This is a genomic window from Streptomyces sp. HNM0575 (assembly GCF_012726265.1).
Classification (GTDB): Bacteria; Actinomycetota; Actinomycetes; order Streptomycetales; family Streptomycetaceae; genus Streptomyces.
In genome coordinates, this window is sequence record NZ_JAASAG010000008.1 from 294,044 (window position 1) to 316,099 (window position 22,056).

Genomic DNA, 22,056 nt, shown 5'->3' on the forward strand with positions numbered 1-22,056 from the left:
TTCGCCCGTTTCATGTTTGATTCGCGGTATATATCTGCCTAGCGTGCGAAAAAGCTTGAACACATTCGTTCCTGCAATAGTTCCGAAGGGGAAGACGTGAACAAGGCGCAGCTCGTCGAAGCAATCCAGGACAAGCTCGGTGGACGTCAGCAGGCCGCCGACGCGGTCGATGTCGTACTGGACGCGATCGTCCGCTCCGTTGTGCAAGGGGAGCGGGTCTCGGTCACCGGGTTCGGCTCCTTCGAGAAGGTGGACCGGCCCGCCAGATACGCCCGTAACCCGCAGACCGGCGAGCGGGTGCGCGTGCGGAAGACCTCGGTGCCGCGCTTCCGTGCGGGCGCCGGCTTCAAGGAACTGGTCAGCGGGGCGAAGAAGCTTCCGAAGAACGATGTCGCGGTGAAGAAGGCCCCGAAGGGCAGCCTGATGGGCGGCACTTCCGCGAAGAAGACGGCCAAGCGGGCCGGCGCGAAGAAGACCGCCGCCAAGCGCGCCGTCGCCAAGAAGACCACCGCGAAGAAGACCGCGGCGAAGCGCACGCCGGCGAAGAAGACGACGGCGAAGAAGACCACCGCCAAGCGCGGCGCCGCGAAGAAGACGACGGCCAAGAAGGCTGCGGCGAAGAAGACGACGGCGAAGAAGTCGACCGCGAAGAAGGGCACCGCCAAGAAGGCTCCCGCGAGGAAGGCGCCCGGCCGCCGGACCGCCGCCCGCAAGACCACCGCAAAGAGGGCCACGGCACGCAAGCGCTGAGTCCCGCACCGTACGGACGTATCGGGGTGCCGGCTCGGAGCCGCACCGGGATACGGACCGGATCCACAACATGCACGACGTCCCGCAGCGCCGGGCCGGACTCCCGCCGGGAGTCCGGCCCGGCGGGCGTTTATAGGCCGTTGTCGCCGGACCGCTTCCGGCCCTCGCGGGTCCGGCAGCCGGCCGGCCGGGCCGGATCGGTCAAAGGGTCTGGAGCGTCACGAAGGTGACCCTGCGCCCGTCGCCGCTTCCCTCGACCTCGATGCGCACGCGCTGTCCCGGCCGCAGCAGCCGCAGGCCGCCCGCGTCGAAGGCCGCCGCGTCGAAGGGCAGCGGCGTTCCGTCGTCGAGCAGCACGCTGCCCGTGCGCGTCTCGGCGTCGTAGGTGTACGAAGTGGCCTGCATGCAGCGAAGCCTAGAGGGTCACCGGCCGTTGCCGGCGGGCGCGGTCGCGGCGCCCTCACAGGGGATCTCCTGGCACGCGCGCAAGGTGAACCGGCCGATCCCCAGGGCGCGGGCGGCCACCAGGTCCTCGGACGTGTCGACGTCGCGGCGCACGCTGTCGACACCGGGGAGCACGATCTCCTCCGCTCCCGAAGCGCGGTGCCGGGCAGCCGACGCGGGCCCGAAGAGCGGTCCGAGCGCATGGCCGGGCAGCGCCGAGAGCAGCGTGGTGCCCGTACCGGCGGCATCGGCGACGAAGGCGCGGGGGAAGCGCGCTGCGAAGTCCAGTACGCGGGCCAGCTCTTCGGGGCGCAGGGCGGGCAGATCGGCGTTGAGCGCGGCGAGGGCCGCGTCCGGTTGCAGGGCCCGCACCTCGGCGGCACCGTGCGCGAGCGCCGGGTTGAGACCCGCGCCGGGGGCGTCCGGGACGATGTGCGCGCCGAGCCCCGCCAGCTCACGCGCCGCCTGCTGATCGTCCGTGACAACTGCCACACCGCGCACGGAAGTACAGGCCAGCGCGGCCGCCACGGTGTCCTGTGCGAAGGCCGCCGCGAGCCGTCTGCGGGCCGGGTCGCCCGCGGTCGCGGCGAGCCGGCTCTTGGCCCGTGCCAGCGGCTTCAAGGGCACCACGAGGGTCCACGCGACGGGCGTCACTTGTGGGTGCACGCCCTCATTCTCACCCGCCGCCGGAAGGGCCGGGCAGGCGCCCGGCTACGGTTGCGGGGCAGACGCAGACGAACCGTGTGCTCGACACGGTGGGGGGTACGGGGTGAGACTTGCCCCTCGCGCGCCGGGGTGAACGCACGCCGGACGCGCCGGTCAGGCCCACGCCCGCCGTGCCGAGGGTCCCGCGCCCACCCCCGCGGCAGGCCCGTGCCAAGCCGCCCGCCGGGACCCACGTGGCTGTTCGAACAGGCAAGAGGAGATGGTGTCCGGGTGTCCCGCCGCAGAATCGGCTTCTGGTACCGCCTTGCCGCGGTTTTGCTGAAACCGCCGCTCTTGGTGTTCTTCAAGCGGGACTGGCGCGGAATGGAACATATTCCGGAGAATGACGGCTTTATCACCGTCGTCAATCACAACTCCGCCGTGGACCCGCTTTCCTATGCGCACTTTCAGTACAACACCGGCAGGGTCCCGAGGTTTCTCGCGAAGGTCGGCCTCTTCAGGAGCGGGTTCGTGGGAAGGGCGATGCGGGGCACCGGTCAGATCCCCGTCTTCCGCGAGTCCAAGGACGCCATAGGGGCCTTCAGAGCCGCCGTTGAAGCCATCGACAAGGGCGAGTGCGTCGCTTTCTACCCGGAGGGAACTCTCACGCGCGACCCGGCGATGTGGCCGATGAAAGGCAAGACCGGTGCGGCACGTGTGGCACTTGAGACGCGGGCGCCCGTCATTCCTGTCGCGCAGTGGGGCGCGAATCTCGCGGTTCCGCCGTATCCGAAGCGCGGCGAGATCAAGCTCTTTCCGCGCAAGACGCTGATCGTGAAGGCCGGACCGCCCGTAGATCTCTCGGAGTTCTACGGACAGGAGCCGACGGCGGCGGTGCTGCGCGCGGTGACCGACCGCATCATGGACGAGATCACCGCGCTGTTGTCGGAGATCCGCGGAGAGCCCGCGCCCGCCGAACGTTACGACTACCGCGCCGCGGCACAGCGGGACCGCGAGCAGATGCCGTCACAACAGCAGGCAGAATCCGGCGCACAGTCGGAGTCCGTACCCGCGGAGCCGGCACAGCGCACAGAACGAGCACAGCACGACACGGCGCCCCCGGGCGGCGCCGGGGGAGAGAACGCGTGACGAAAGCCGCCGTATTCGGCACCGGTTCCTGGGGCACCGCCTTCGCGATGGTGCTCGCCGACGCGGGCTGCGAGGTGACCCTCTGGGGGAGGAGAGCGGAACTGGCGGAGGCGGTCAACACCCGTCGCGTCAACCCGGACTACCTTCCCGGCGTCGAACTCCCGGCCTCCGTACGGGCGACGACGGACCCCGCCGAGGCGGCGGACGGTGCCGGGTTCACGGTGCTGGCGGTGCCGTCCCAGACGCTGCGCGGCAACCTCGCCGGATGGGCGCCGCTCCTGCACCCGCACACGGTGCTCGTATCGCTGATGAAGGGCGTCGAACTCGGCACGGCGAAGCGGATGAGCGAGGTCGTGGAGGAGGTCGCCGGGGTCGAACGCTCACGTGTGGCCGTGCTGACCGGACCCAATCTGGCCAAGGAGATCGCCGCCCGACGCCCCGCGGCCTCCGTGGTGGCCTGCACGGACGCATCCGTGGCGCAGCGCCTCCAGGCCGCCTGCCACACCCCGTACTTCCGTCCGTACACCAACACCGACGTCGTCGGCTGCGAACTCGGCGGCGCGGTCAAGAACGTGATCGCGCTGGCCGTCGGCATCGCCGACGGAATGGAGCTCGGCGACAACGCCAAGGCCTCACTGATCACCCGCGGTCTCGCCGAAACCACCCGCCTCGGGCTGGCGATGGGCGCCGACGCGCACACCTTCGCGGGCCTGGCCGGCATGGGCGACCTGGTGGCCACGTGTTCCTCGCCGCTCTCCCGCAACCACACCTTCGGCACCAACCTCGGCCGCGGGATGACGCTGGAGGAGACGATCGCGGTCACACGGCAGACCGCGGAAGGTGTCAAGTCGTGCGAGTCCGTACGTGAACTGGCCCGTATGCACGGCGTGGAGATGCCGCTGACCGAGACGGTCGTCGGCATCGTGCACGAGGGCAAGCCGCCGCTGGTGGCGCTCAAGGAACTCATGTCGCGCAGCGCCAAAGCGGAACGGGTCTAGCGTCCGCCCTGGCACCCCTACCTCCCCGCCCGGTCAAGGGAGTTGGGGCCGCGGCCGTTCTCGCACGGCCCGCTCGCGCGCTCCCGCGCCGGTGGCGCAGAGCGCGGCGACGACGCGGCTTCCGCGGACCCTGACGCGTTCGGAGCCAGGCGGTACAGTCGACGCGATATGAGCAGCCAGAGCCCCTCCCGCAAGCCCCGTGTCGCCGTCGTCTTCGGCGGCCGAAGCTCCGAGCACGCGATCTCCGTCGTCACGGCGGGCGCCGTGCTCGGCGCGATCGACCGCGACAAGTACGAGGTGCTGCCCATCGGCATCACCGCCGACGGCCGCTGGGCGCTCACCGCCGACGAACCCGAGCGGATGGCGATCGAGAACCGGAAGCTGCCCAGCGTCGCGGAACTGGCCGACGCCCAGCCCGGCGGCGTGCTGCTGCCGCTCGAACCGGGCAACCGCGAGGTGACGTACCAGGAGCAGGGCTCGGTGCCCAAGGCGCTCGGCGAGGTCGACGTCGTCTTCCCCGTGCTGCACGGCCCGTACGGCGAGGACGGCACCCTCCAGGGGCTGCTGGAGCTGTCCGGGGTGCCCTATGTCGGCGCGGGCGTGCTGGCCTCGGCGGTCGGCATGGACAAGGAGTACATGAAGCGGGTCTTCGCCTCGTTCGGGCTGCCGGTCGGCCCGTATGTGACGATCCGGCCCCGCGAGTGGCGTACGGACCCGGGCGCGGCCCGCAAGCGGATCGTGGACCTGGCGGGCGAGCACGGCTGGCCGCTGTTCGTGAAGCCCGCACGCGGCGGCTCGTCGATGGGCATCACGAAGGTCGACGACATCGGCGGCCTCGACGACGCGGTGGCCGAGGCGCAGCGGCACGATCCGAAGGTGATCGTCGAATCGCTGCTGCACGGGCGCGAGATCGAGTGCGGGGTGCTGGAGTTCGAGGACGGGCCGCGGGCGAGCGTGCCCGCCGAGATCCCGCCCGTGAGCGCGCACGACTTCTACGACTTCGAGGCCAAGTACATCGACTCCGCGTCCGGGATCGTGCCCGCGCCGCTGACCCCGGAGCAGACGGAGCGCGTGCAGGAGCTGGCCGTGCAGGCCTTCGAGGCGGCGTCCTGCGAGGGGCTCGTGCGGGCCGACTTCTTCCTCACGGAGAGCGGCGAGTTCGTCATCAACGAGATCAACACGATGCCGGGCTTCACGCCGATCTCGATGTATCCGCGAATGTGGCAGAAGAGCGGCGTGAGCTACGCGGAGCTGGTGGACCGTCTCATCCAGGCGGCGCTGAACCGCGAGACGGGACTGCGGTAGCCGCACACGGCCGGGCGCCGGGCCGGTGTACGTGTACGGAGCAGGGCGCCGCGGGGATCCGTGAGCGGGCCGCGTGCGCGGGGGAGAAGTCAGTGACGCCGCGGCACCGTGGCACGTATCGGCTTCGCCAGATCCGTAAGGGCGTTGACCTCCGGCGCGTAGTCCTTCGGCACGGACAATTCGACGTTCGCGGCCCGGTCGGTGGTGGTGAAGCGGTAGCCGTCGTCGCGCTGTTCGAGCAGCCAGGAGACCCCGTTGACTTCCGCCGCCTCTGCCGTGGGGTTGTAATGTTCACTACCGGGCGAGAGCTTCTCGGGCCGCGGCACACCACAGCGCATCTCGATGGCCGGATCGCCCCACGCCGCGGTGTACTTCGAGGCGGGGTCGAGCGTGATCCGCTGCTGCCCGTCCAAACGCCCCGGCAGCCGGTCGTGGAGCGACCGGCACGTCCTGGCGGCCTCGCCGGAGGGGCTGGGCGCCGCCGGGCCGCCGTCGTCCGCCGTACAGCCGGCGGCCGCCACCACGGCGGCCGTGACGGCGAAGCCGACGGTGCGGGACGCCCGGCGGAGGGAAGTGCTCATCGGGCGAGCATACGGGGGGACTAGAGATGAACGATCGGACAGGTCAGAGTCCGCGTGATGCCGTCCACCTGCTGGATCTTGGCCACGACCATGCGCCCGAGCTCGTCCACGGTGTCGGACTGCGCGCGCACGATGACGTCGTACGGACCGGTCACGTCCTCCGCCTGGAGAATCCCCGGAAGCTTCGAGATGACATCGGCGACGGTCGATGCCTTGCCGACCTCGGTCTGGATCAGGATGTACGCCTGTACCACGGAACCTCCAGGGCGGCTACGAGGATCATGGGGAGAAAGGGATCGCAACGGTACCGCGTAGCCGCTACCGCGCGGGAGACCCGCAGCACGGCCCGTGACGGCGGATCGGTGCCGCCGGCGGCACCGGGGAGCGCTGCGGGGGCCGGGCAGAGGGAGACAGGCGAAAGGGCGCAGCGATGCATCTGAGCGGCGAGTACCGCGGGGGCCGGACGCGGACGCCCGGCACCGTCGGGGAGCTCGGAGAGTTCGGTCTGATCCGGGAGTTGACGTCCCGGCTGCCCACCACGCCCGCCGTGCGGATCGGGCCCGGCGACGACGCGGCGGTGGTCTCCGCGCCCGACCGCAGGGTCGTCGCCACGACCGACATCCTGCTGGAGGGGCGGCACTTCCGGCGTGACTGGTCGACGGCGTACGACGTGGGCCGCAAGGCCGCCGCGGAGAACCTCGCGGACATCGCGGCGATGGGAGCCGTACCGACGGCGCTGCTGCTCGGGCTGATCGTCCCCGCCGAACTCCCCGCGAACTGGCCGAAGGAGCTCATGGACGGCATCCGCGACGAGGCACAGGTGGCCGCCGCGGCGGTCGTCGGCGGCGACGTCGTACGGGGCGGGACGATCACCGTCTCCATCACCGCGCTCGGCGATCTGCGCAGCAGGGAACCGGTCACGCGCTCCGGCGCCCGCCCCGGTGACACCGTCGCCGTCACCGGCTGGCTGGGCTGGTCCGCGGCGGGTCACGCGGTGCTCTCGCGCGGCTTCCGCTCGCCGCGGGCCTTCGTGGAGGCGCACCGGCGGCCCGAACCTCCGTACCACGCGGGCCCGGCGGCGGCCGATCTGGGCGCTACCTCGATGACGGACGTCAGCGACGGACTGGTGGCGGACCTCGGGCACATCGCCGAGGCCAGCAAGGTCCGCATCGATCTGCGCTCCGCGGATCTCGACGTGCCCGCGCAGATGTCGGACATCGGCAGGGCGGTGGGCGTCGACCCGTTGCAGTGGGTGCTCACCGGCGGCGAGGACCACGCCCTCGTGGCGACGTTCCCGCGCGAGGCGAAGCTTCCGGCGCGCTGGCGCAAGATCGGCGAGGTGCTGGCACCGGCCGCGCAGCCGCAGGTGACCGTGGACGGCGCACCGTGGGAGCGGGCGGGCGGCTGGGACCACTTCGGCAGCGGCGGGGACGGCGACGGGAGCTGAGCGGCGGGGAGTTGAGGGCCGGGAGTTGACGGGGCGGGGCTGAGCGGCCCGGAGTTGACGGGTCCGGCGTGGAAGGGACAGCGCTGACCGGCCCGGTGTGGGAGAGGCGGTCCGGCGGCGCGCACGGGCCCCGAGCGGCGAGGTGGGCCCCGGCCCTCGTACCGGTACGGGCCGTACGGCTACGTTTGTGCACATGGAGACGACAACTGCCCACTCGGCGCCGCCCCGCGTGCTGACGATCGCCGGTTCCGACTCCGGAGGCGGCGCGGGCATCCAGGCGGACCTGAAGACGATGCTGGCGCTCGGCACCCACGGGATGAGCGTCGTGGCAGCCGTGACCGCGCAGAACTCCCTTGGTGTGCAGGGCTACTGGGAGCTTCCGGCCGAGGCCGTGCGCGCACAGTTCCGCAGCGTCGTCGACGACATCGGCATTCAGGCAGCCAAGACCGGAATGCTCGCGTCGGCGGAGCTGGTCGAGACCGTGGCGGGGCTGCTCGCCGGAGTGCGCGAGCCCGTGGTCGTCGACCCGGTGGGCGTCTCCAAGCACGGCGACTCACTGCTCGCACAGGAGGCGCTGGACTCCGTACGCACCAAGCTCCTGCCGACCGCGACCGTCGCCACTCCCAACCTCGACGAGGTCGCCCAACTGACCGGCGTACGCGTCACGGACGAGTCCGGTCTGCGGGAGGGTGCCGCGGCGGTGCTGTCGTACGGACCGCGCTGGGCGCTGATCAAGGGCGGGCACCTCTCGGCGGGCGACGAGGCCGTCGACCTGCTGACCGACGGCGACGAGGAGCACTGGCTGAGGGCTCCGCGCTACGACAACCGCCACACGCACGGCACCGGCTGCACTCTCGCGAGCGCCCTCGCGGCGCAGCTCGCGCGCGGCATGCCCGTGCCGGAGGCGGCGAGGGCGGCGAAGGAGTACGTGACGGGTGCGGTCGCGGCCGGGTTCCCGCTGGGGGCGGGCCTGGGGCCCGTGGACCACGGGTGGAGGCTGCGTACCGGCTGAGGCGTACCAGCTGCCCCGAACGCGAGAAGCCGGTCCGTCGTGATGACGGACCGGCTCCGAAAAGCAACCAGCCAGGCGACCGCGCTGCTCGTCAGCGCGAGACCTTGCCGGCCTTGATGCACGAGGTGCAGGCGTTGAGGCGCTTCGGCGTCCCGTTGACCACTGCACGCACGCGCTGGATGTTCGGGTTCCAGCGGCGCGGGGTGCGGCGGTGCGAGTGGGAGATGCTGTTGCCGAAGCCCGGCCCCTTGCCGCAGACGTCGCAGTTGGCAGCCACGGGTAACTCCAAAGACTTCAGATGCATGTACGGAAAATCCCGGCGACGCAGGCACAGTGAGCGACCGGCACTGCCAGGGAGTCATGACGCCTGACACTCACACTCGTCAGGCAACCGGAGCAGCATACAACGGCTGCTCATCAACAGCGAAACCAGCCCATGAGGGCCCCTGCGGTACCCGCTCTCCCCGGCCCGGGCCGGGGACGCCCCGATCCCTCTCCGTGGTCCGTCCGTTCCGTGGTCCGTCCGTACCTCTCCGGATCCGGCCCGCGTCTCCTCGGATCTCCCAGGATCCGCCGGAATCTGCCCGGTCCGCCGGGATACCGGTGTCCCGCACCGGCATGCGGGTTCCGCTCCGCACCTCGACGGTGCTCTCATCTAGCCTTCGGAAACCGCAGCGACGGCCGCACCCACGGCCGCACACGGGACAAAGACCGGAGGAGGTCCTCACGTGCCGCAGCCGTTCGACTCCACGGTGGTACGGGCATGGACGGCGCTCGCCCTGGAGGCCGTCGGGGAAGGGCGCGAGGAGATCGACGCGATCAACGTCTTCCCCGTGGCCGACGGTGACACCGGCACCAATCTCCACCGGACGCTGGACGCGGCTGCACAGGCCCTCGACGCGGAGGGCGACGGCGACGCCCACTCCGCCCCGGGTTCCACGGACCCCGGTTCCGCGGCGCCCGCGCTCCGCGCACTCGCCCGCGGCGCGCTGCTCGGCGCGTGCGGCAACTCCGGCACGATCCTGGCTCAACTGCTGGGCGGCATGGCGGATGCGTACGCGGCAGCGGGGGCCGGCGGCCGAACCGGCGGACACGGCACGGGAGATGGGACCGGTGAAGGCACCGGAGGGGGCGCCGGTGAAAGCGCCGGTGAAGGTACCGGAGGGGGCGCCGCCGGGGCCGGGGTCGCCGACGGCAGGGCCGAAGTGCCCGGCGGGGGACGGCTGTTGGCCGAGGCGCTGCGCCGGGCCGCCGAGTCCGCGTACGCGGCCGTCGCACACCCCGTGGAGGGCACCATGCTCAGCGTCGCCGGTGCCGCCGCCGACGCCGCCCTGCGCACGGCCGACGACGATCCCGCCGCCGATGCGGCCGCGGTCGCCCGCGCCGCCTACGAACGCTCCCGTGAGGCACTGTCCGAGACCACGGGCCAGCTCGACGTGCTGAGCCGCGCCGGGGTCGTCGACGCGGGAGGCAGCGGGCTGGTCTCCGTGCTGGGTGCGCTGGCGGACGCCGTCGCGGGCGAGCGCGCCACGGGTCCGTACGTACGTCTAGACGCACCCGGAGGCGGCCCGTCCGGCCCGTCCCGCTCGTCCGGAACGGGTACGGGGACCGGCCCGTCCGGCGAGGACGGGGGCGACGGGGGTGACGGAGGCGGCGCGTACGAGGTGATGTACCTCCTCGACGCCGACGACGCCGCCGTGGCGGCTCTGCGTGAACGCCTCGACGGTCTGGGCGACTCCCTCGTCGTAGGCGGCGGAGACGGGCTGTGGAGCGTCCACGTGCACGTCGACGACGCCGGTGCGGCGGTCGAGGCGGGCGTCGGCGTGGGAAGGCCGCACCGCATCCGCATCACCCACCTCACGCGGGGTGCGGCGGGCGAGCCCTGCGGCCCGGATCCCGCAGACGCGGCCACGGCCGGAACGGCCACGGCCGCCGGAACCGGCACCGGCACGGGAACCAGTCCCGGCACGGGCACCAGCCCCGGCACCGGCGCCGACACGGGCACCAGCCCCGGCCCCGACCCCGGCACCGGCGCCCCGCGGGGCCGCGCCGTCGTCGCGGTCGTCGACGGCGACGGACTGGCCGGGCTCTGCGAGGACGCGGGAGCACTCGTCGTACGGGCCAAGGAAGTTCCCGGCGGCGAGGAGGGCGGCGAACCCCTGGCCGCCGCGGTGCGGGCGACCGGCGCGGCCGAGGTCCTGCTGCTGCCCAACGACGCCGAACTGCACGCAGCGGCGGCCCGCGCCGCGGAGGCGGCCCGTGCCGCCGTACCGGAGCTGCGCGTGGCGGTCGTGCCGACCCGGGCGGCCGTGCAGGGGATCGCGGCCCTGGCCGTACACGATCCGGAACGCCGCTTCGACGACGACGCCGTCGCCATGACGAACGCCGCCGGAGCGACCCGATACGGCGAAGTGACCGTCGCCGGGCGCGCGTTCTGGACCATGGCCGGAGTCTGCGAACCCGGCGACGTGCTCGGCCTGGTGGAGGGCGACGTGGTGGTGATGGGCGACGACGTCGGCGACACGGCCGCGGACGTGCTGGAGCGGATGCTCGCGGCGGGCGGGGAGATGGTCACGCTCGTCGTCGGCGAACACGCTCCGCACGGGCTGGCGGACCGGCTGGAGGAGCAGGTGCGCGGCGGCCATCTCGCCGTCGACACGGTGGTCTACGAGGGCCGCGGGCACTCCTCTCCGCTGCTGATCGGCGTCGAGTAGGTCGAGCAGGGCGCGTAGCGCGAGGGGGCCGAGCAGGTCGAGCAGGCCGAGTAGCGCGAGAGGGCCGAGCAGGCGGAGCAGGCCGGGCAGGTCGAAGGGCAAGTCGGCAGGGGCCCGGGCATCGCGCCCGTCGCACCGCTTCTGTCAGCGCGATGGTGTGCAATGGGTGCGTGTCAGTGACGCTCGACGAATCCCTGAAGAAGCACCTGGGCGGCAGCACCGCGAAGGTGCTCGCAGAGCACCTCGGCCTGCACACGGTCGGCGATCTCCTCCACCACTATCCGCGGCGGTACGAGGAGCGCGGCCAGTTGACGCGCCTGTCCGATCTGCCGCTGGACGAGCACGTGACCGTCGTCGCGCAGGTCGCCAAGTCCAAGGTGCACAAGTACAACCGCGGCAGGGGCCAGCGGCTGGAGGTCGTTCTCACCGACGGCAGCGGCCAGTTGCAGCTGGTCTTCTTCGGGCGGGGCGTCTTCGCGCCGCAGAAGGACCTCCAGCCGGGCACGCGGGCGATGTTCGCGGGCAAGGTCGGGGTCTTCAACGGGCGTCTACAGCTGGCTCATCCGCAGTACGAGAAGCTCGGGGCGGGAAGCGGCAGCGAGGACGTCGACGCGTTCGCCAACAGACTGATGCCGATCTATCCGGCCGTCGCGCAGATGGCGTCCTGGAAGATCGCCAAGTCGGTCGGGATGCTCCTCGCCTCGATGGAGGCCACGGGCTGGGACGGACTCGTCGATCCGCTGCCCCCGGCCATTCGCGAGGAGCGGCGGCTGATCACGCTGCCCGAGGCCTTCGAGAAGGTGCACAGGCCGCGTTCGAAGGCGGACGTCGAGGCGGCGCGCGACAGGCTGAAGTGGGACGAGGCGTTCATCCTCCAAGTCGCCCTCGCCAGGCGCCGGGTGGCGGAGGCGAGGCTGCCCGCCGTCCCTCGCGTACCCGTGGCGGGAGGCCTGCTGGACTCGTTCGACGCGAAGCTGCCGTTCACCCTCACCGATGGCCAGCAGCACGTCAGCCGGGAGATCTTCGGCGACCTCGCGGCCGGACATCCCATGCACCGCCTCCTCCAGGGCGAGGTGGGCTCAGGCAAGGCCCAGCCGCTGGACGCCCTCGTGCTCACCCCGGGCGGCTTCCGCGAGATGGGGGAGATCGAGGTCGGGGACGAGGTGGTCACGCCGTCCGGGGAGCCGGCGTCCGTCGACGGCGTGTTCCCCCAAGGGGAGCGCGACGTATGGCGGTTGACGCTCTCCGACGGCAGCACAGTGGAGTGCGACGACGAGCATCTGTGGCTGGCGGGCACGGCCGAGGCATGGCGGCGCGGTGAGCGGCCGCGGGTGCTGTCCACCCGCGAGATCAGGAACGACCTGACCACGCCTGGGGGCCGGCCCAAGTGGTATCTGCCGCGGGCCGCGCCGGTGGACCTGGGCGCTCCGGCGGAGGGCCGGGAAGATCCGTACGCGACGGGCCGGAGGCTCGGCTGTCCCGGCGGGCACGGGCCTGTCCCGGAGGAGTGCAAGGAGGAGTCGCTCAAGTACAGACTGGCCCTGCTCCAGGGCCTGTTGGACGCCGGCGCGGACGAGGAGGACGGGCACGCCCCCGGGGAAGGGCACGGGCACGTCCCGGGGGGAGGGCACGGGCACGTCCCGGGCGAGGGGGCCGCCGTCGTCTTCCGCTCCGGCTCGCGGGCCCTCGTGGAGGACGTGGCCTGGCTGGCCCGCTCCCTCGGCGGCCACGCCCGCATCACCCCGGAGCGGCCACCGGCGGGCCCCGGCAGCCGACCGCAGTCGGGCCCCGGCCCCCGATCCGGCCACGGCCTCGGTCGCGGGTCCGGCGCTGCACCCGGCTCCCAACCCGCCCCCGAATCCAGGGTCGAGCTGCTGCTTCCCCCGGAGCACCCTCCGTTCCGCTCGGAGGGCCGCACCGCCCGGCGGGCGGGCACGGTCACGGACCCGGAGTCGCTGCGCCGCTGCGTGCGTGCGGCGGAGCCGGCCGGACGCAGACCGGTGCGGTGCATCAGCGTCCGTCACCCCGAAAGCGCCTACGTCACCGACCACTTCACGGTCACGCACAACACCATGGTGGCCACCCGCGCGATGCTCACCGTCGTCGACGACGGCGGCCAGGCCGCGCTGCTCGCGCCCACCGAGGTCCTCGCCCAGCAGCACCACCGGTCCGTCACGGCGATGATGGGCGACCTCGCCGAGGGCGGCATGCTCGGCGGCGCGGAGCACGCCACCAAGGTCGTGCTGCTCACCGGCTCGATGGGTGCGGCGGCGCGCCGCCAGGCCCTGCTGGACCTGACCACCGGCGAAGCCGGAATCGTCATCGGCACCCACGCGCTGATCGAGGACAAGGTCCGCTTCCACGACCTCGGCCTCGTGGTGGTCGACGAGCAGCACCGCTTCGGCGTCGAGCAGCGTGACGCCTTGCGCAGCAAGGGAGTTCAGCCGCCGCATCTGCTGGTGATGACGGCGACGCCCATTCCCCGCACGGTCGCGATGACGGTCTTCGGCGATCTGGAGACCTCCGTGCTGGACGAGCTTCCGGCGGGCCGTTCGCCGATCGCCAGCCACGTCGTCCCCGCGAGGGACAAGCCGCACTTCCTGGCCCGTACGTGGGAGCGCGTACGGGAGGAGACGGAGGCCGGACACCAGACGTACGTGGTCTGCCCCCGCATCGGCGACGAGGAGGAGTCCGCGGCGCCGGGCGGGCGGCGCGGGGACGACGGCGGTTCCGGCAGCCGGTCCGACGACGGCAGCGGCGGCACCGACGGCAGCCCCGACGACGGAGACGCCGGGGGCGGCGCCGACGGGGACGACGCCGGACGGCCGCCCCTCTCCGTGCTCGACACCGTGGCCCGGCTGCGCGAGGGACCGCTCGCCGGCCTGCGCGTGGAGGCGCTGCACGGGCGGATGCAGCCCGACGCCAAGGACGAGGTGATGAGCCGCTTCGCCCGCGGCGAGGTCGACGTCCTCGTGGCCACGACCGTTATCGAGGTCGGCGTCGACGTGCCCAACGCCACGGTCATGGTCGTCATGGACGCCGACCGTTTCGGGGTCTCCCAGCTGCACCAGCTGCGCGGACGCGTCGGCCGTGGCGCTGCCGCGGGCCTGTGCCTGCTGGTCACGGAGGCCCCGGAGGCGGGCCCGGCGCGTGCGCGGCTGGAGGCGGTCGCGGCCACGCTCGACGGCTTCGAGCTCTCCCGTATCGACCTGGAGCAGCGCCGCGAGGGCGATGTGCTGGGGCAGGCGCAGTCGGGCGCCCGTACGTCGCTGCGCATGCTCGCGGTGATCGAGGACGAGGAGATCATCGAGGCGGCACGGCAGGCGGCGAACTCCGTGGTCGAGGAGGACCCGGAGCTGGAGTCCCTGCCCGAGCTGCGTACGGCACTTGCGGCGCTGCTCGACGAGGAGCGCGAGGACTACCTCGACAAGGGATGACCGCGGACGGACAGGGGAGGGCGCCCGCACCGGCGCCGTGGGATCCTCGGTTGCGAAGCCGGGCCCGCGGGAGCCGGATCCGGGGCGTACGCCCGCCGCACGAGAGCGCCGGCCCCGCCCCCCCCGCCGGCCTCCGGCGACCGACCCCCACACCGGCCCCCCACGAGAGACGCCACGAGAGACGGCCTCCACAAGAGACGACCCCCACGACAGACGAAGGGCACCCCCACCATGACGCGCGTGATCGCAGGTGCCGTCGGCGGCAGGCGGCTGACCGTGCCGCCCGGCCAGGGCACGCGCCCCACCTCCGACCGTGCGCGCGAGGGCATGTTCTCAAGCTGGGAAGCCCAGTTGGGCGCCTCCGGCACCGCCGCCTGGCACGGCAGACGCGTGCTCGACCTGTACGGCGGTTCCGGAGCCGTAGGCCTGGAGGCGCTCTCCCGCGGCGCCGCCCACGTGCTCCTCGTTGAGTCGGACGCCCGCGCCGCCCGCACCATCCGGCAGAACGTACGGGAGCTCGCCCTGCCCGGAGCCGAGGTGCGGCACGCCAAGGCCGAGCAGACCGTGGCCGGACCGCCGCCCGCGGATCCGTACGACCTGGTCTTCCTGGACCCGCCGTACGCCGTCGCCGACGAAAGCGTGCGCGAGATTCTGCTCACACTCCGCTCCGGGCACTGGCTCGCCGCCGAAGCCCTCGTCACCGTTGAGCGCAGCACGCGCGGCGGCCGGTTCGCCTGGCCGGAGGGCTTCGAGGGGCTCAGGTCCCGGCGCTACGGCGAGGGGACGCTCTGGTACGGTCGCGCCGCCGCAAGCGGAGGCGCCCCCACACCATGCTGAACTCCGCGGACACCCCACAGTTCCCCCATCGTCCGGAGAGCGAGGAACCACCAGTGCGTCGCGCAGTCTGTCCGGGATCCTTCGACCCCATCACCAACGGACACCTCGACATCATCGCCCGCGCCTCCAAGCTCTACGACTCGGTCTATGTGGCCGTGATGATCAACAAGTCGAAGCAGGGGCTCTTCTCCGTGGAGGAGCGCATCGACCTCATCCACGAAGTGACCGCCGCCTTCGGCAACGTACGAGTCGAGGCCTTCCACGGCCTGCTCGTCGACTTCTGCAAGGACCGCGACATCCCCGCCATCGTCAAGGGACTGCGAGCGGTCTCGGACTTCGACTACGAGTTGCAGATGGCGCAGATGAACAACGGTCTCTCCGGCGTCGAGACGCTCTTCGTGCCGACCAACCCCACCTACAGCTTCCTCTCCTCCAGCCTCGTCAAGGAGGTCGCCACCTGGGGCGGCGACGTCTCCCACCTGGTGCCGGAGCCTGTGCACCGGGCCTTGACGGAGCGGCTCGCCAAGCCTTGAACAGTTCCGCGCGGGCCGAGTAGGGGCATCCGCTGTCGAGCCGAGCGCCACTGGCCGTACAGTCGCTCCCGTGGACGTTCAGCAGAAACTCGACGAGATCGTGACGGCCGTGGACAGCGCTCGCGCGATGCCCATGTCGGCCTCCTGCGTGGTGAACCGGGCCGAACTGCTCGCCATGCTCGAAGAAGTGCGCCAGGCCCTGCCCGGTTCGCTCGCACAGGCCGAGCAACTGCTCGGCGGCCGCGACCAGATGGTGGCCGAGGCACAGGCCGAAGCACAGCGGATCATCGAATCCGGACACGCGGAGCGCGGCTCGCTGGTCTCGGGCACGGAGGTGGCCCGCCAGGCGCAGGCCGAGGCCGAACAGGTCCTGGCCCAGGCCCGCCAGGAGGCGGCGGAGGTCCGCGCCGAGGCGGACGACTACGTCGACAGCAAACTCGCCAACTTCGAGGTCGTGCTCAGCAAGACGATCGGCTCCGTCGAGCGTGGACGCGAGAAGCTGCTCGGCAGCGGCCCCGGCTCCGAGGAGTGGAACGAGGAGTACGCCGAGGACGCACCGGAACGCTCCACCGACCCACGGGAGTTGAGGGAGCGCGCCGACAACTACGTGGACTCCAGGCTCGGTTCGGTCTCGGCGGTGCTCGCCAAGACGCTGGAGGCCGTCGGCAGGGGCCGCTCCAAGCTGCTGGGCCACCGTCCGTCCGACGAGCTCGGTGCCCACATGGCCGCGCAGGACGCCGCCGACCAGGGCGTGCACACCAGCGACGCCGACTTCATGGCGGACCTCGCGGCGCTGGGCCAGGACCAGCCCGCCGAGGCGCCGGCACCGGCAGCGCCCCCGGTGCCTCCCGCACCCGTCCAGCCCGGGTACGAGCCCGTCGCGGGCGCCGCCGATCCGTACGCCGCACAGGCACAGCAGGACTCGTACGCACAGCAGGACGCGTACTACGGCGGCCAGGACGCCTACGCCTACCAGCAGCAGCAATACGCCTACTACGGACAGCAGCCCGACCCGTACTACGCGCAGCAGGCCGAGATGCAGCAGATCCAGCAGGCCCGGCTCCAGCAGAGCCAGGCCTATGCGGGCCACCCCCAGGCCCAGCAGGGCCACCCGCAGATGCAGGGACAGCCGCAGCAGCCCCAGCACCCCCAGCAGCAGCTCGACGAGACAAGCTTCTTCGACACGAGCATGATCGACCTGGACCAGGTGCGCGAGTACGAGGCCCGTCACGGCGGCGGCCCGGGCGCCCACGGCGGCGGCCAGGGCCACGGCTACGGCCAGGGCGGCTGAGACGGCCGGATCTCGATTGGGCGGGGGCGCGAAGGTCCAGTATCCTGGCTCTTCGGTCACGCGCTCATGGCGATGACTGCTGCCCGGAGTTCACCGCCGGGCGGCACCGCACCGTAGAAAGCAGGAAGTTCTGAACGCCCGCCTCGACCCCCGAGCCCCCCTCGTGTTCGACACACGGGAGCTGGGGCGGCGGCCTGGCGCGATGAAGGAGCTCTCCCGCTCGGTGAAGTCTCCCGATGACCTCGGAGTCGAGGTCATCGGTGTGCCGGATGACGCGACGATCGAGCTGGACCTCCGCCTGGAGTCGGTCATGGAGGGTGTGCTCGTCACGGGCACCGCCCGTGCGCCGCTCAAGGGGGAGTGCGTAAGGTGTCTGGAGCCGCTGGAGCAGGAATGCGAGGCGGACTTCCAGGAGTTGTTCTCCTACCCCGACGCCGACGACCGGAGCCACAGCGGTGCGGAAGCCGGCGACGACGCCGAGGAGGAGGACACCTTCTCCATCGAGGGCGACTACTTCGACCTCGAGCCCGTGCTGCGGGACGCGGTGGTGCTGTCACTGCCGTTGCAGCCGGTGTGCCGGGAAGACTGCCCCGGGCTGTGCGCCAAGTGCGGTGCGCGTCTGGCGGACGACCCGGGACACGATCACGATGACGCCGTCGACATCCGTTGGGCGGCACTGGAGGGACTCGCCGATTCCATGAAGGACGGCGAGAAGGACGCGCCCCGCGAAGCCGGGGATGACTCACAGGAGAAGTAGCCGTGGCTGTTCCGAAGCGGAAGATGTCGCGCAGCAACACGCGCCACCGCCGGTCGCAGTGGAAGGCTGCGGTCCCCACCCTGGTGAAGTGCGAGCGCTGCCAGGAGCCCAAGCAGCAGCACATCGCGTGCCCGAACTGCGGCACCTACAACAAGCGACAGGTCCTCGAGGTCTGATCGGCTGGTGACAGGCTCCATGTCAGACGCTCCGGCCCATGGAGGCGCTGACCGCCGCGGCGGAAGCCACAGGGCGCCGCCGGCGGCGGATGCCGTGGATGAGGCCTCGTCCCACGCGACTCTGGAAGGGCGGCTCGGGTACGAACTCGAGCCCGCCCTTCTGGTGCGTGCGCTGACCCACCGCTCGTACGCGTACGAGAACGGCGGTCTGCCCACCAACGAGCGCCTCGAATTCCTCGGCGACTCCGTACTCGGCCTCGTCGTCACCGACACTCTCTACCGCCTGCACCCCGACCTCCCGGAGGGCCAGCTCGCGAAGCTGCGCGCAGCGGTGGTCAACTCGCGGGCCCTGGCGAAGGTCGCGCGCGGCCTGGACCTGGGGGCCTTCATCCGGCTCGGTCGGGGCGAGGAGGGCACCGGCGGCAGGGACAAGGCCTCGATCCTGGCCGACACCCTGGAAGCCGTGATCGGTGCCGTCTATCTCGATCAGAGCCTGGAGGCGGCCGGCGAACTCATCCACCGGCTCTTCGACCCGCTGATCGAGCAGTCCTCGAACCTGGGCGCGGGCCTGGACTGGAAGACCAGCCTCCAGGAGCTCACCGCCGCCGAGGGCCTTGGCGTCCCGGAGTATCTGGTGACGGAGACCGGCCCCGACCACGAGAAGATCTTCACGGCTGCCGCCCGCGTCGGTGGTGTCGCGTACGGCACCGGCACCGGCCGCAGCAAGAAGGAAGCGGAACAGCAGGCGGCGGAGACGGCCTGGCGGGCGATCCGGGAGGCCGCGGACGGCGACGCCTCGTCGTCCTCGTCCGGTACGTCCGGGCAGGACGCCCCGGGCACCACGGTCGGTACGAACGACGCCACCACCGACGCCACGGCCTCGTCGCAGGGCCGCTGACGCTCCGGCCGGTGCCGGCCGGGCCGCACCACGGCCCGGCGCCCGGCCGCCCCGGCGTCCTGGCCCGCCCCGGCGGGCCCGCCCAACTGAGGAGAAGCCGTGCCCGAGCTGCCCGAGGTCGAAGTGGTCCGCCGCGGGCTGGAGCGCTGGGCGAGCGGCCGTACGATCACCGGCGTCGAGGTGCTGCACCCCCGCGCGGTACGGCGCCACACCCCGGGCCCGGAGGACTTCGCCGCCAGGCTCCGCGGCCACCGCTTCGGGCCGGCCCGGCGCCGCGGCAAATATCTGTGGCTGCCGCTCGACCCCGGTTTCTGCGTGCTGGCCCACCTCGGCATGAGCGGTCAGCTCCTCATCCAGCCCTCCGACGCCCCCGACGAGCGGCATCTGCGGATCCGCGTCACCTTCGAGGACCCCGCTGCGGGTGAGCTGCGCTTCGTGGACCAGCGGACCTTCGGCGGGCTGTCCGTGCATCCCGAATCCGTCGTCCCCGACTCCGGTGCGCTCCCCGACGTGATCGCGCACATCGCCCGCGACCCCCTGGACCCGCTCTTCGACGAGCGGATCTTCCACTCGGCGCTGCGCCGGCGCCGTACGACGATCAAGCGGGCACTGCTCGACCAGTCCCTGATCAGCGGTGTGGGCAACATCTACGCCGACGAGGCCCTCTGGCGAGCCCGGCTGCACTACGAGCGCCCGACCGCATCGCTGACCCGCCCCCGTACGACCGAGCTGCTGGGCCACGTCCGCGACGTGATGAACGCGGCGCTCGCCGCCGGAGGCACCAGCTTCGACAGCCTCTACGTCAACGTGAACGGAGAGTCGGGCTACTTCGAGCGGTCACTCGACGCCTACGGGCGCGAGGACGAGCCCTGCCGGCGCTGCGGCACCGCGATGCGCCGCCGCCCGTGGATGAACCGCTCCAGCTACTACTGCCCCACATGCCAGCGCCCGCCGCGCCCGCGGCCCACGGTGTCCGTGGCGCCGGGGCGGGCGGGCAGCCCGGCCGTCTCTCAGTAACCGAAGTCCTGAGTCCACCAGGGGCCGTCGTCGTCCACGTACTCGCCGACGCCCATCGTCTTGTACTCGCAGTTGAGGATGTTGGCCCGGTGCGAGGGGCTGCTCATCCAGTCGTCAACAACGTCCTCGGGTGTCTCCTGACCGCGGGCGATGTTCTCGCCGCCCAGGTCGAGGATTCCCAGGCCCTCGGCACGGTCCCAGGGGCTGGAGCCGTCGGGGGCGAGGTGGCTGAAGAAGTCCTCGATCCCCATGTCGCGGCTGAAGTCCCCGGCCAGGTCCGCGAGTTGCTTGCTGGCCTTGACGGGCTTGCAGCCGACGTCCTCTCGCTCGTCGTTGACGAGCGAGAGCACCCGGGCCTCGTCGCGGGTGGTCTGGCTCACCTCGCTGGAGGACTCGCCGGTGTCGCTGCCGCCCTTCCCCTTGCCGGAGCCCGAGCCGGTGCCCTTGCCGGCGCCGGACCCGTTGTCCGAACCGCCGCCGCCCTGGGCGTTCCCGCTCCCGCTGCCCTTGCCGCTCCCGCCGCCCTGTCCCTTGCCGGTGCCGGGCTGCTGCGAGTCGTTGCCGCCGCCCGGCTCGGACGGCTGCGTCGGTGCGGGGCTCTGGTTTCCGGGCGAGGTGTTCGGCGGTACGTTGCCGCCGCCCTGTGACCCGTCGTCACCGGGGACCGGGTTGTCCGAACCGCCTTCGGGCGCAGGCACGTTCGGCTTCGACGACTGGTCGGGAGGACCGCCGGCCTGGACGTCGCTGTACTGAGTACCTGCTGCGCCTCCGGGCTGCGGGAGCACCGTCGAAGCGACGGCCACCGCACCCATCGCCATCGCCGCGGACGCTCCCAGAAGTCCCGCCCGTGCCGAGAACCCGCCCCGCTGAGGAGTAGGGGGGGTCGGCCTGCGGTGCGAGCCGCGCTGCCGAGGCCCCATGTCGTACGTGACGACAGGCTCGGGAGCGTGGGAAACACGTCTGTGACGGCCCATCTCAGAAAGTCCTCACATGTGTTGGCCTTCGAAGCCCCCCGATCGGGTGAGGCTCGTTGCGCGGGACTTTACGGCATGACAGACGGGGCGCACGTGCCGACCGAGGAAATGTCCGGATAGCCTCCGGCAATGACTGCGGGTAATACGAAGCCGAGTGACAATAACGCGTCAGTAACACCGGTGCGCATGACCGCTTGGGTCCGCGGCCGGGTCCAGGGAGTCGGCTTCCGCTGGTTCACCCGCGCCGCCGCTCTGCGCATCGGCGGGCTCCAAGGCTTCGTCGTCAACCTCGGGGACGGGCGGGTCCAGGTCGTCGCCGAAGGGGAGCGGGCGGAGTGCGAACGGCTCCTGGAATGGCTGCGGTCCGACGACACGCCCGGGCAGGTCGACGGCGTGACGGAGATCTGGGACAGGCCGCGCGGAGCCTATGCCGGCTTCGCCATTCGATGATCCAAAGCGGTTGCCAATCGGGGCTGACCATGCAAGGCTTCCGCAACGAGTGGTTGAGAGTGATCTTCACGCCCCCCGCGGGCCGCCGCCTCCGGTGCTTGAGCGCCGTCGAGCCAGGGCCGCCCAGGGCCGCGGGGTGTGATCGTGTTGACCGTCAAACCTTTTGGTGAGAAGCTTGAAGTCCCCCGCAGCCGGACTGCTTGCTCCGGAAAAACAAGTTCAGAAGTGGTACAGCGGGCGCGATTTTTTCCCTCACGACCAGCCACCACTCGGGTTGGTCACTCAGTGTGGAGGACCATCGATCATGGCAAAGGCGCTTCTCGGTTACGTCGGCGGTTCCGACCCCCGAGTTCTCGGCGAGATGCGAAGGCTTCAGCAGCGTGTCCAGGACCTGGAATCCGAGCTTGTACGGATGCAGGCCGAGAACGACGCTCTGTCCGCCGCCGCTCGGCATCAGGACTCGATGCTCGAAGGTATCGACATCGACGTACACCAGGCAGAGCCTGCGCTGACCTGACTCGACCTGCTCCCGGGCCGGGCCTGGCGTACAGGCTGCCGCTCATGAAATCCGCGAGGGACGCTTCGGCGTCCCTTCGTTGTTTCCAGGTCCTCCGGGGTGGCTCTTCCTTCACCACATCGTG

At 71.7% G+C, this 22,056-nt stretch carries 23 protein-coding genes; 17 read left to right on the plus strand and 6 right to left on the minus strand.

What is annotated here, in order from left to right; translation table 11 throughout:
* The first annotated feature begins 96 nt into the window (after window positions 1-96).
* Window positions 97-750 (plus strand): HU family DNA-binding protein, encoded by a 654-nt coding sequence (locus HCC61_RS20540; RefSeq protein WP_169137389.1) that lies wholly within the window; start codon window positions 97-99, stop codon window positions 748-750.
* Window positions 751-951: 201 nt separating this feature from the next.
* On the opposite strand, the gene HCC61_RS20545 is transcribed toward HCC61_RS20540, so the two are convergent.
* Both HCC61_RS20545 and cofC read right to left on the minus strand, forming a co-directional pair.
* Window positions 952-1,155 (minus strand): hypothetical protein, encoded by a 204-nt coding sequence (locus HCC61_RS20545; protein WP_169137391.1) that lies wholly within the window; start codon window positions 1,153-1,155, stop codon window positions 952-954.
* A gap of 18 nt (window positions 1,156-1,173) precedes the next feature.
* A complete protein-coding gene (gene cofC, locus HCC61_RS20550; protein ID WP_169137393.1) occupies window positions 1,174-1,860 on the minus strand; it encodes a 2-phospho-L-lactate guanylyltransferase in 687 nt (228 codons plus the stop codon).
* 270 nt (window positions 1,861-2,130) lie between these two features.
* Here cofC and HCC61_RS20555 point away from each other — a divergent pair, with 270 nt between their 5' ends.
* The 3 genes from HCC61_RS20555 to HCC61_RS20565 all read left to right on the plus strand — a co-directional run bounded on the left by HCC61_RS20555 (window position 2,131) and on the right by HCC61_RS20565 (window position 5,291).
* The gene (locus tag HCC61_RS20555; protein WP_169137395.1) at window positions 2,131-2,988 is read left to right on the plus strand and encodes a lysophospholipid acyltransferase family protein; all 858 of its coding nucleotides are present in this window, start codon (window positions 2,131-2,133) and stop codon (window positions 2,986-2,988) included.
* Window positions 2,985-3,986: an NAD(P)H-dependent glycerol-3-phosphate dehydrogenase gene (locus HCC61_RS20560; protein ID WP_169137397.1), complete on the plus strand. Its 1,002-nt coding sequence runs from the start codon at window positions 2,985-2,987 to the stop codon at window positions 3,984-3,986. The genes HCC61_RS20555 and HCC61_RS20560 overlap by 4 nt, the downstream gene beginning before the upstream one ends.
* Window positions 3,987-4,154: 168 nt before the next feature.
* Entirely contained in the window at window positions 4,155-5,291 is a 1,137-nt protein-coding gene (locus HCC61_RS20565; protein ID WP_169137399.1) for a D-alanine--D-alanine ligase family protein, read from the plus strand.
* Window positions 5,292-5,380: 89 nt separating this feature from the next.
* On the opposite strand, the gene HCC61_RS20570 is transcribed toward HCC61_RS20565, so the two are convergent.
* Both HCC61_RS20570 and HCC61_RS20575 read right to left on the minus strand, forming a co-directional pair.
* Window positions 5,381-5,872: a DUF3515 domain-containing protein gene (locus HCC61_RS20570; protein WP_169137401.1), complete on the minus strand. Its 492-nt coding sequence runs from the start codon at window positions 5,870-5,872 to the stop codon at window positions 5,381-5,383.
* Between the two features lie 20 nt (window positions 5,873-5,892).
* Entirely contained in the window at window positions 5,893-6,126 is a 234-nt protein-coding gene (locus HCC61_RS20575; RefSeq protein WP_169137403.1) for an Lrp/AsnC ligand binding domain-containing protein, read from the minus strand.
* 176 nt (window positions 6,127-6,302) lie between these two features.
* Here HCC61_RS20575 and HCC61_RS20580 point away from each other — a divergent pair, with 176 nt between their 5' ends.
* Both HCC61_RS20580 and thiD read left to right on the plus strand, forming a co-directional pair.
* Window positions 6,303-7,319 (plus strand): thiamine-phosphate kinase, encoded by a 1,017-nt coding sequence (locus HCC61_RS20580; RefSeq protein ID WP_169137405.1) that lies wholly within the window; start codon window positions 6,303-6,305, stop codon window positions 7,317-7,319.
* Between the two features lie 193 nt (window positions 7,320-7,512).
* Window positions 7,513-8,331, plus strand: coding sequence for a bifunctional hydroxymethylpyrimidine kinase/phosphomethylpyrimidine kinase (gene thiD, locus HCC61_RS20585; protein WP_169137407.1), 819 nt, complete (start codon window positions 7,513-7,515; stop codon window positions 8,329-8,331).
* Window positions 8,332-8,422: 91 nt separating this feature from the next.
* Here thiD and rpmB read toward each other — a convergent pair whose 3' ends face one another.
* Window positions 8,423-8,608 carry a 50S ribosomal protein L28 gene (gene rpmB / locus HCC61_RS20590; protein ID WP_028435377.1) on the minus strand — a complete coding sequence of 62 codons (186 nt, stop codon included), beginning with the start codon at window positions 8,606-8,608 and terminating at the stop codon, window positions 8,423-8,425.
* A gap of 451 nt (window positions 8,609-9,059) precedes the next feature.
* Between rpmB and HCC61_RS20595 the strand changes: the two genes are divergently transcribed.
* The 9 genes from HCC61_RS20595 (at window position 9,060) to mutM (ending at window position 19,991) form a co-directional block, all read left to right on the plus strand.
* Window positions 9,060-11,045, plus strand: a complete 1,986-nt coding sequence (locus HCC61_RS20595) for a DAK2 domain-containing protein (protein ID WP_169137409.1) — start codon at window positions 9,060-9,062, stop codon at window positions 11,043-11,045.
* Between the two features lie 170 nt (window positions 11,046-11,215).
* Window positions 11,216-14,482, plus strand: a complete 3,267-nt coding sequence (locus HCC61_RS20600; protein ID WP_346777299.1) for a helicase-related protein — start codon at window positions 11,216-11,218, stop codon at window positions 14,480-14,482.
* A 231-nt stretch (window positions 14,483-14,713) separates the two neighbouring features.
* On the plus strand, window positions 14,714-15,319 hold the full coding sequence (rsmD, locus tag HCC61_RS20605) for a 16S rRNA (guanine(966)-N(2))-methyltransferase RsmD (RefSeq protein ID WP_169137413.1): 606 nt from the start codon (window positions 14,714-14,716) through the stop codon (window positions 15,317-15,319).
* A gap of 53 nt (window positions 15,320-15,372) precedes the next feature.
* Window positions 15,373-15,852 (plus strand): pantetheine-phosphate adenylyltransferase, encoded by a 480-nt coding sequence (gene coaD / locus HCC61_RS20610; RefSeq protein ID WP_346777300.1) that lies wholly within the window; start codon window positions 15,373-15,375, stop codon window positions 15,850-15,852.
* Between the two features lie 70 nt (window positions 15,853-15,922).
* Window positions 15,923-17,143 (plus strand): ATP synthase F0 subunit B, encoded by a 1,221-nt coding sequence (locus tag HCC61_RS20615; protein ID WP_169137417.1) that lies wholly within the window; start codon window positions 15,923-15,925, stop codon window positions 17,141-17,143.
* A 163-nt stretch (window positions 17,144-17,306) separates the two neighbouring features.
* On the plus strand, window positions 17,307-17,900 hold the full coding sequence (locus HCC61_RS20620; protein WP_346777301.1) for a DUF177 domain-containing protein: 594 nt from the start codon (window positions 17,307-17,309) through the stop codon (window positions 17,898-17,900).
* A gap of 2 nt (window positions 17,901-17,902) precedes the next feature.
* Window positions 17,903-18,076, plus strand: a complete 174-nt coding sequence (gene rpmF, locus HCC61_RS20625; RefSeq protein WP_028433405.1) for a 50S ribosomal protein L32 — start codon at window positions 17,903-17,905, stop codon at window positions 18,074-18,076.
* A gap of 19 nt (window positions 18,077-18,095) precedes the next feature.
* The gene (rnc, locus tag HCC61_RS20630; protein ID WP_206322752.1) at window positions 18,096-18,974 is read left to right on the plus strand and encodes a ribonuclease III; all 879 of its coding nucleotides are present in this window, start codon (window positions 18,096-18,098) and stop codon (window positions 18,972-18,974) included.
* A 99-nt stretch (window positions 18,975-19,073) separates the two neighbouring features.
* Window positions 19,074-19,991, plus strand: a complete 918-nt coding sequence (mutM, locus tag HCC61_RS20635) for a bifunctional DNA-formamidopyrimidine glycosylase/DNA-(apurinic or apyrimidinic site) lyase (protein WP_169137421.1) — start codon at window positions 19,074-19,076, stop codon at window positions 19,989-19,991.
* Here the strand turns inward: mutM and HCC61_RS20640 are convergent.
* Window positions 19,985-20,809: a CAP domain-containing protein gene (locus HCC61_RS20640; RefSeq protein ID WP_169137423.1), complete on the minus strand. Its 825-nt coding sequence runs from the start codon at window positions 20,807-20,809 to the stop codon at window positions 19,985-19,987. The genes mutM and HCC61_RS20640 overlap by 7 nt on opposite strands.
* A 342-nt stretch (window positions 20,810-21,151) precedes the next feature.
* Here HCC61_RS20640 and HCC61_RS20645 point away from each other — a divergent pair, with 342 nt between their 5' ends.
* Window positions 21,152-21,415: an acylphosphatase gene (locus tag HCC61_RS20645; RefSeq protein ID WP_206322753.1), complete on the plus strand. Its 264-nt coding sequence runs from the start codon at window positions 21,152-21,154 to the stop codon at window positions 21,413-21,415.
* A 304-nt stretch (window positions 21,416-21,719) separates the two neighbouring features.
* The gene (locus HCC61_RS20650; protein WP_169137427.1) at window positions 21,720-21,932 is read left to right on the plus strand and encodes a hypothetical protein; all 213 of its coding nucleotides are present in this window, start codon (window positions 21,720-21,722) and stop codon (window positions 21,930-21,932) included.
* Window positions 21,933-22,056 lie beyond the last annotated feature (124 nt).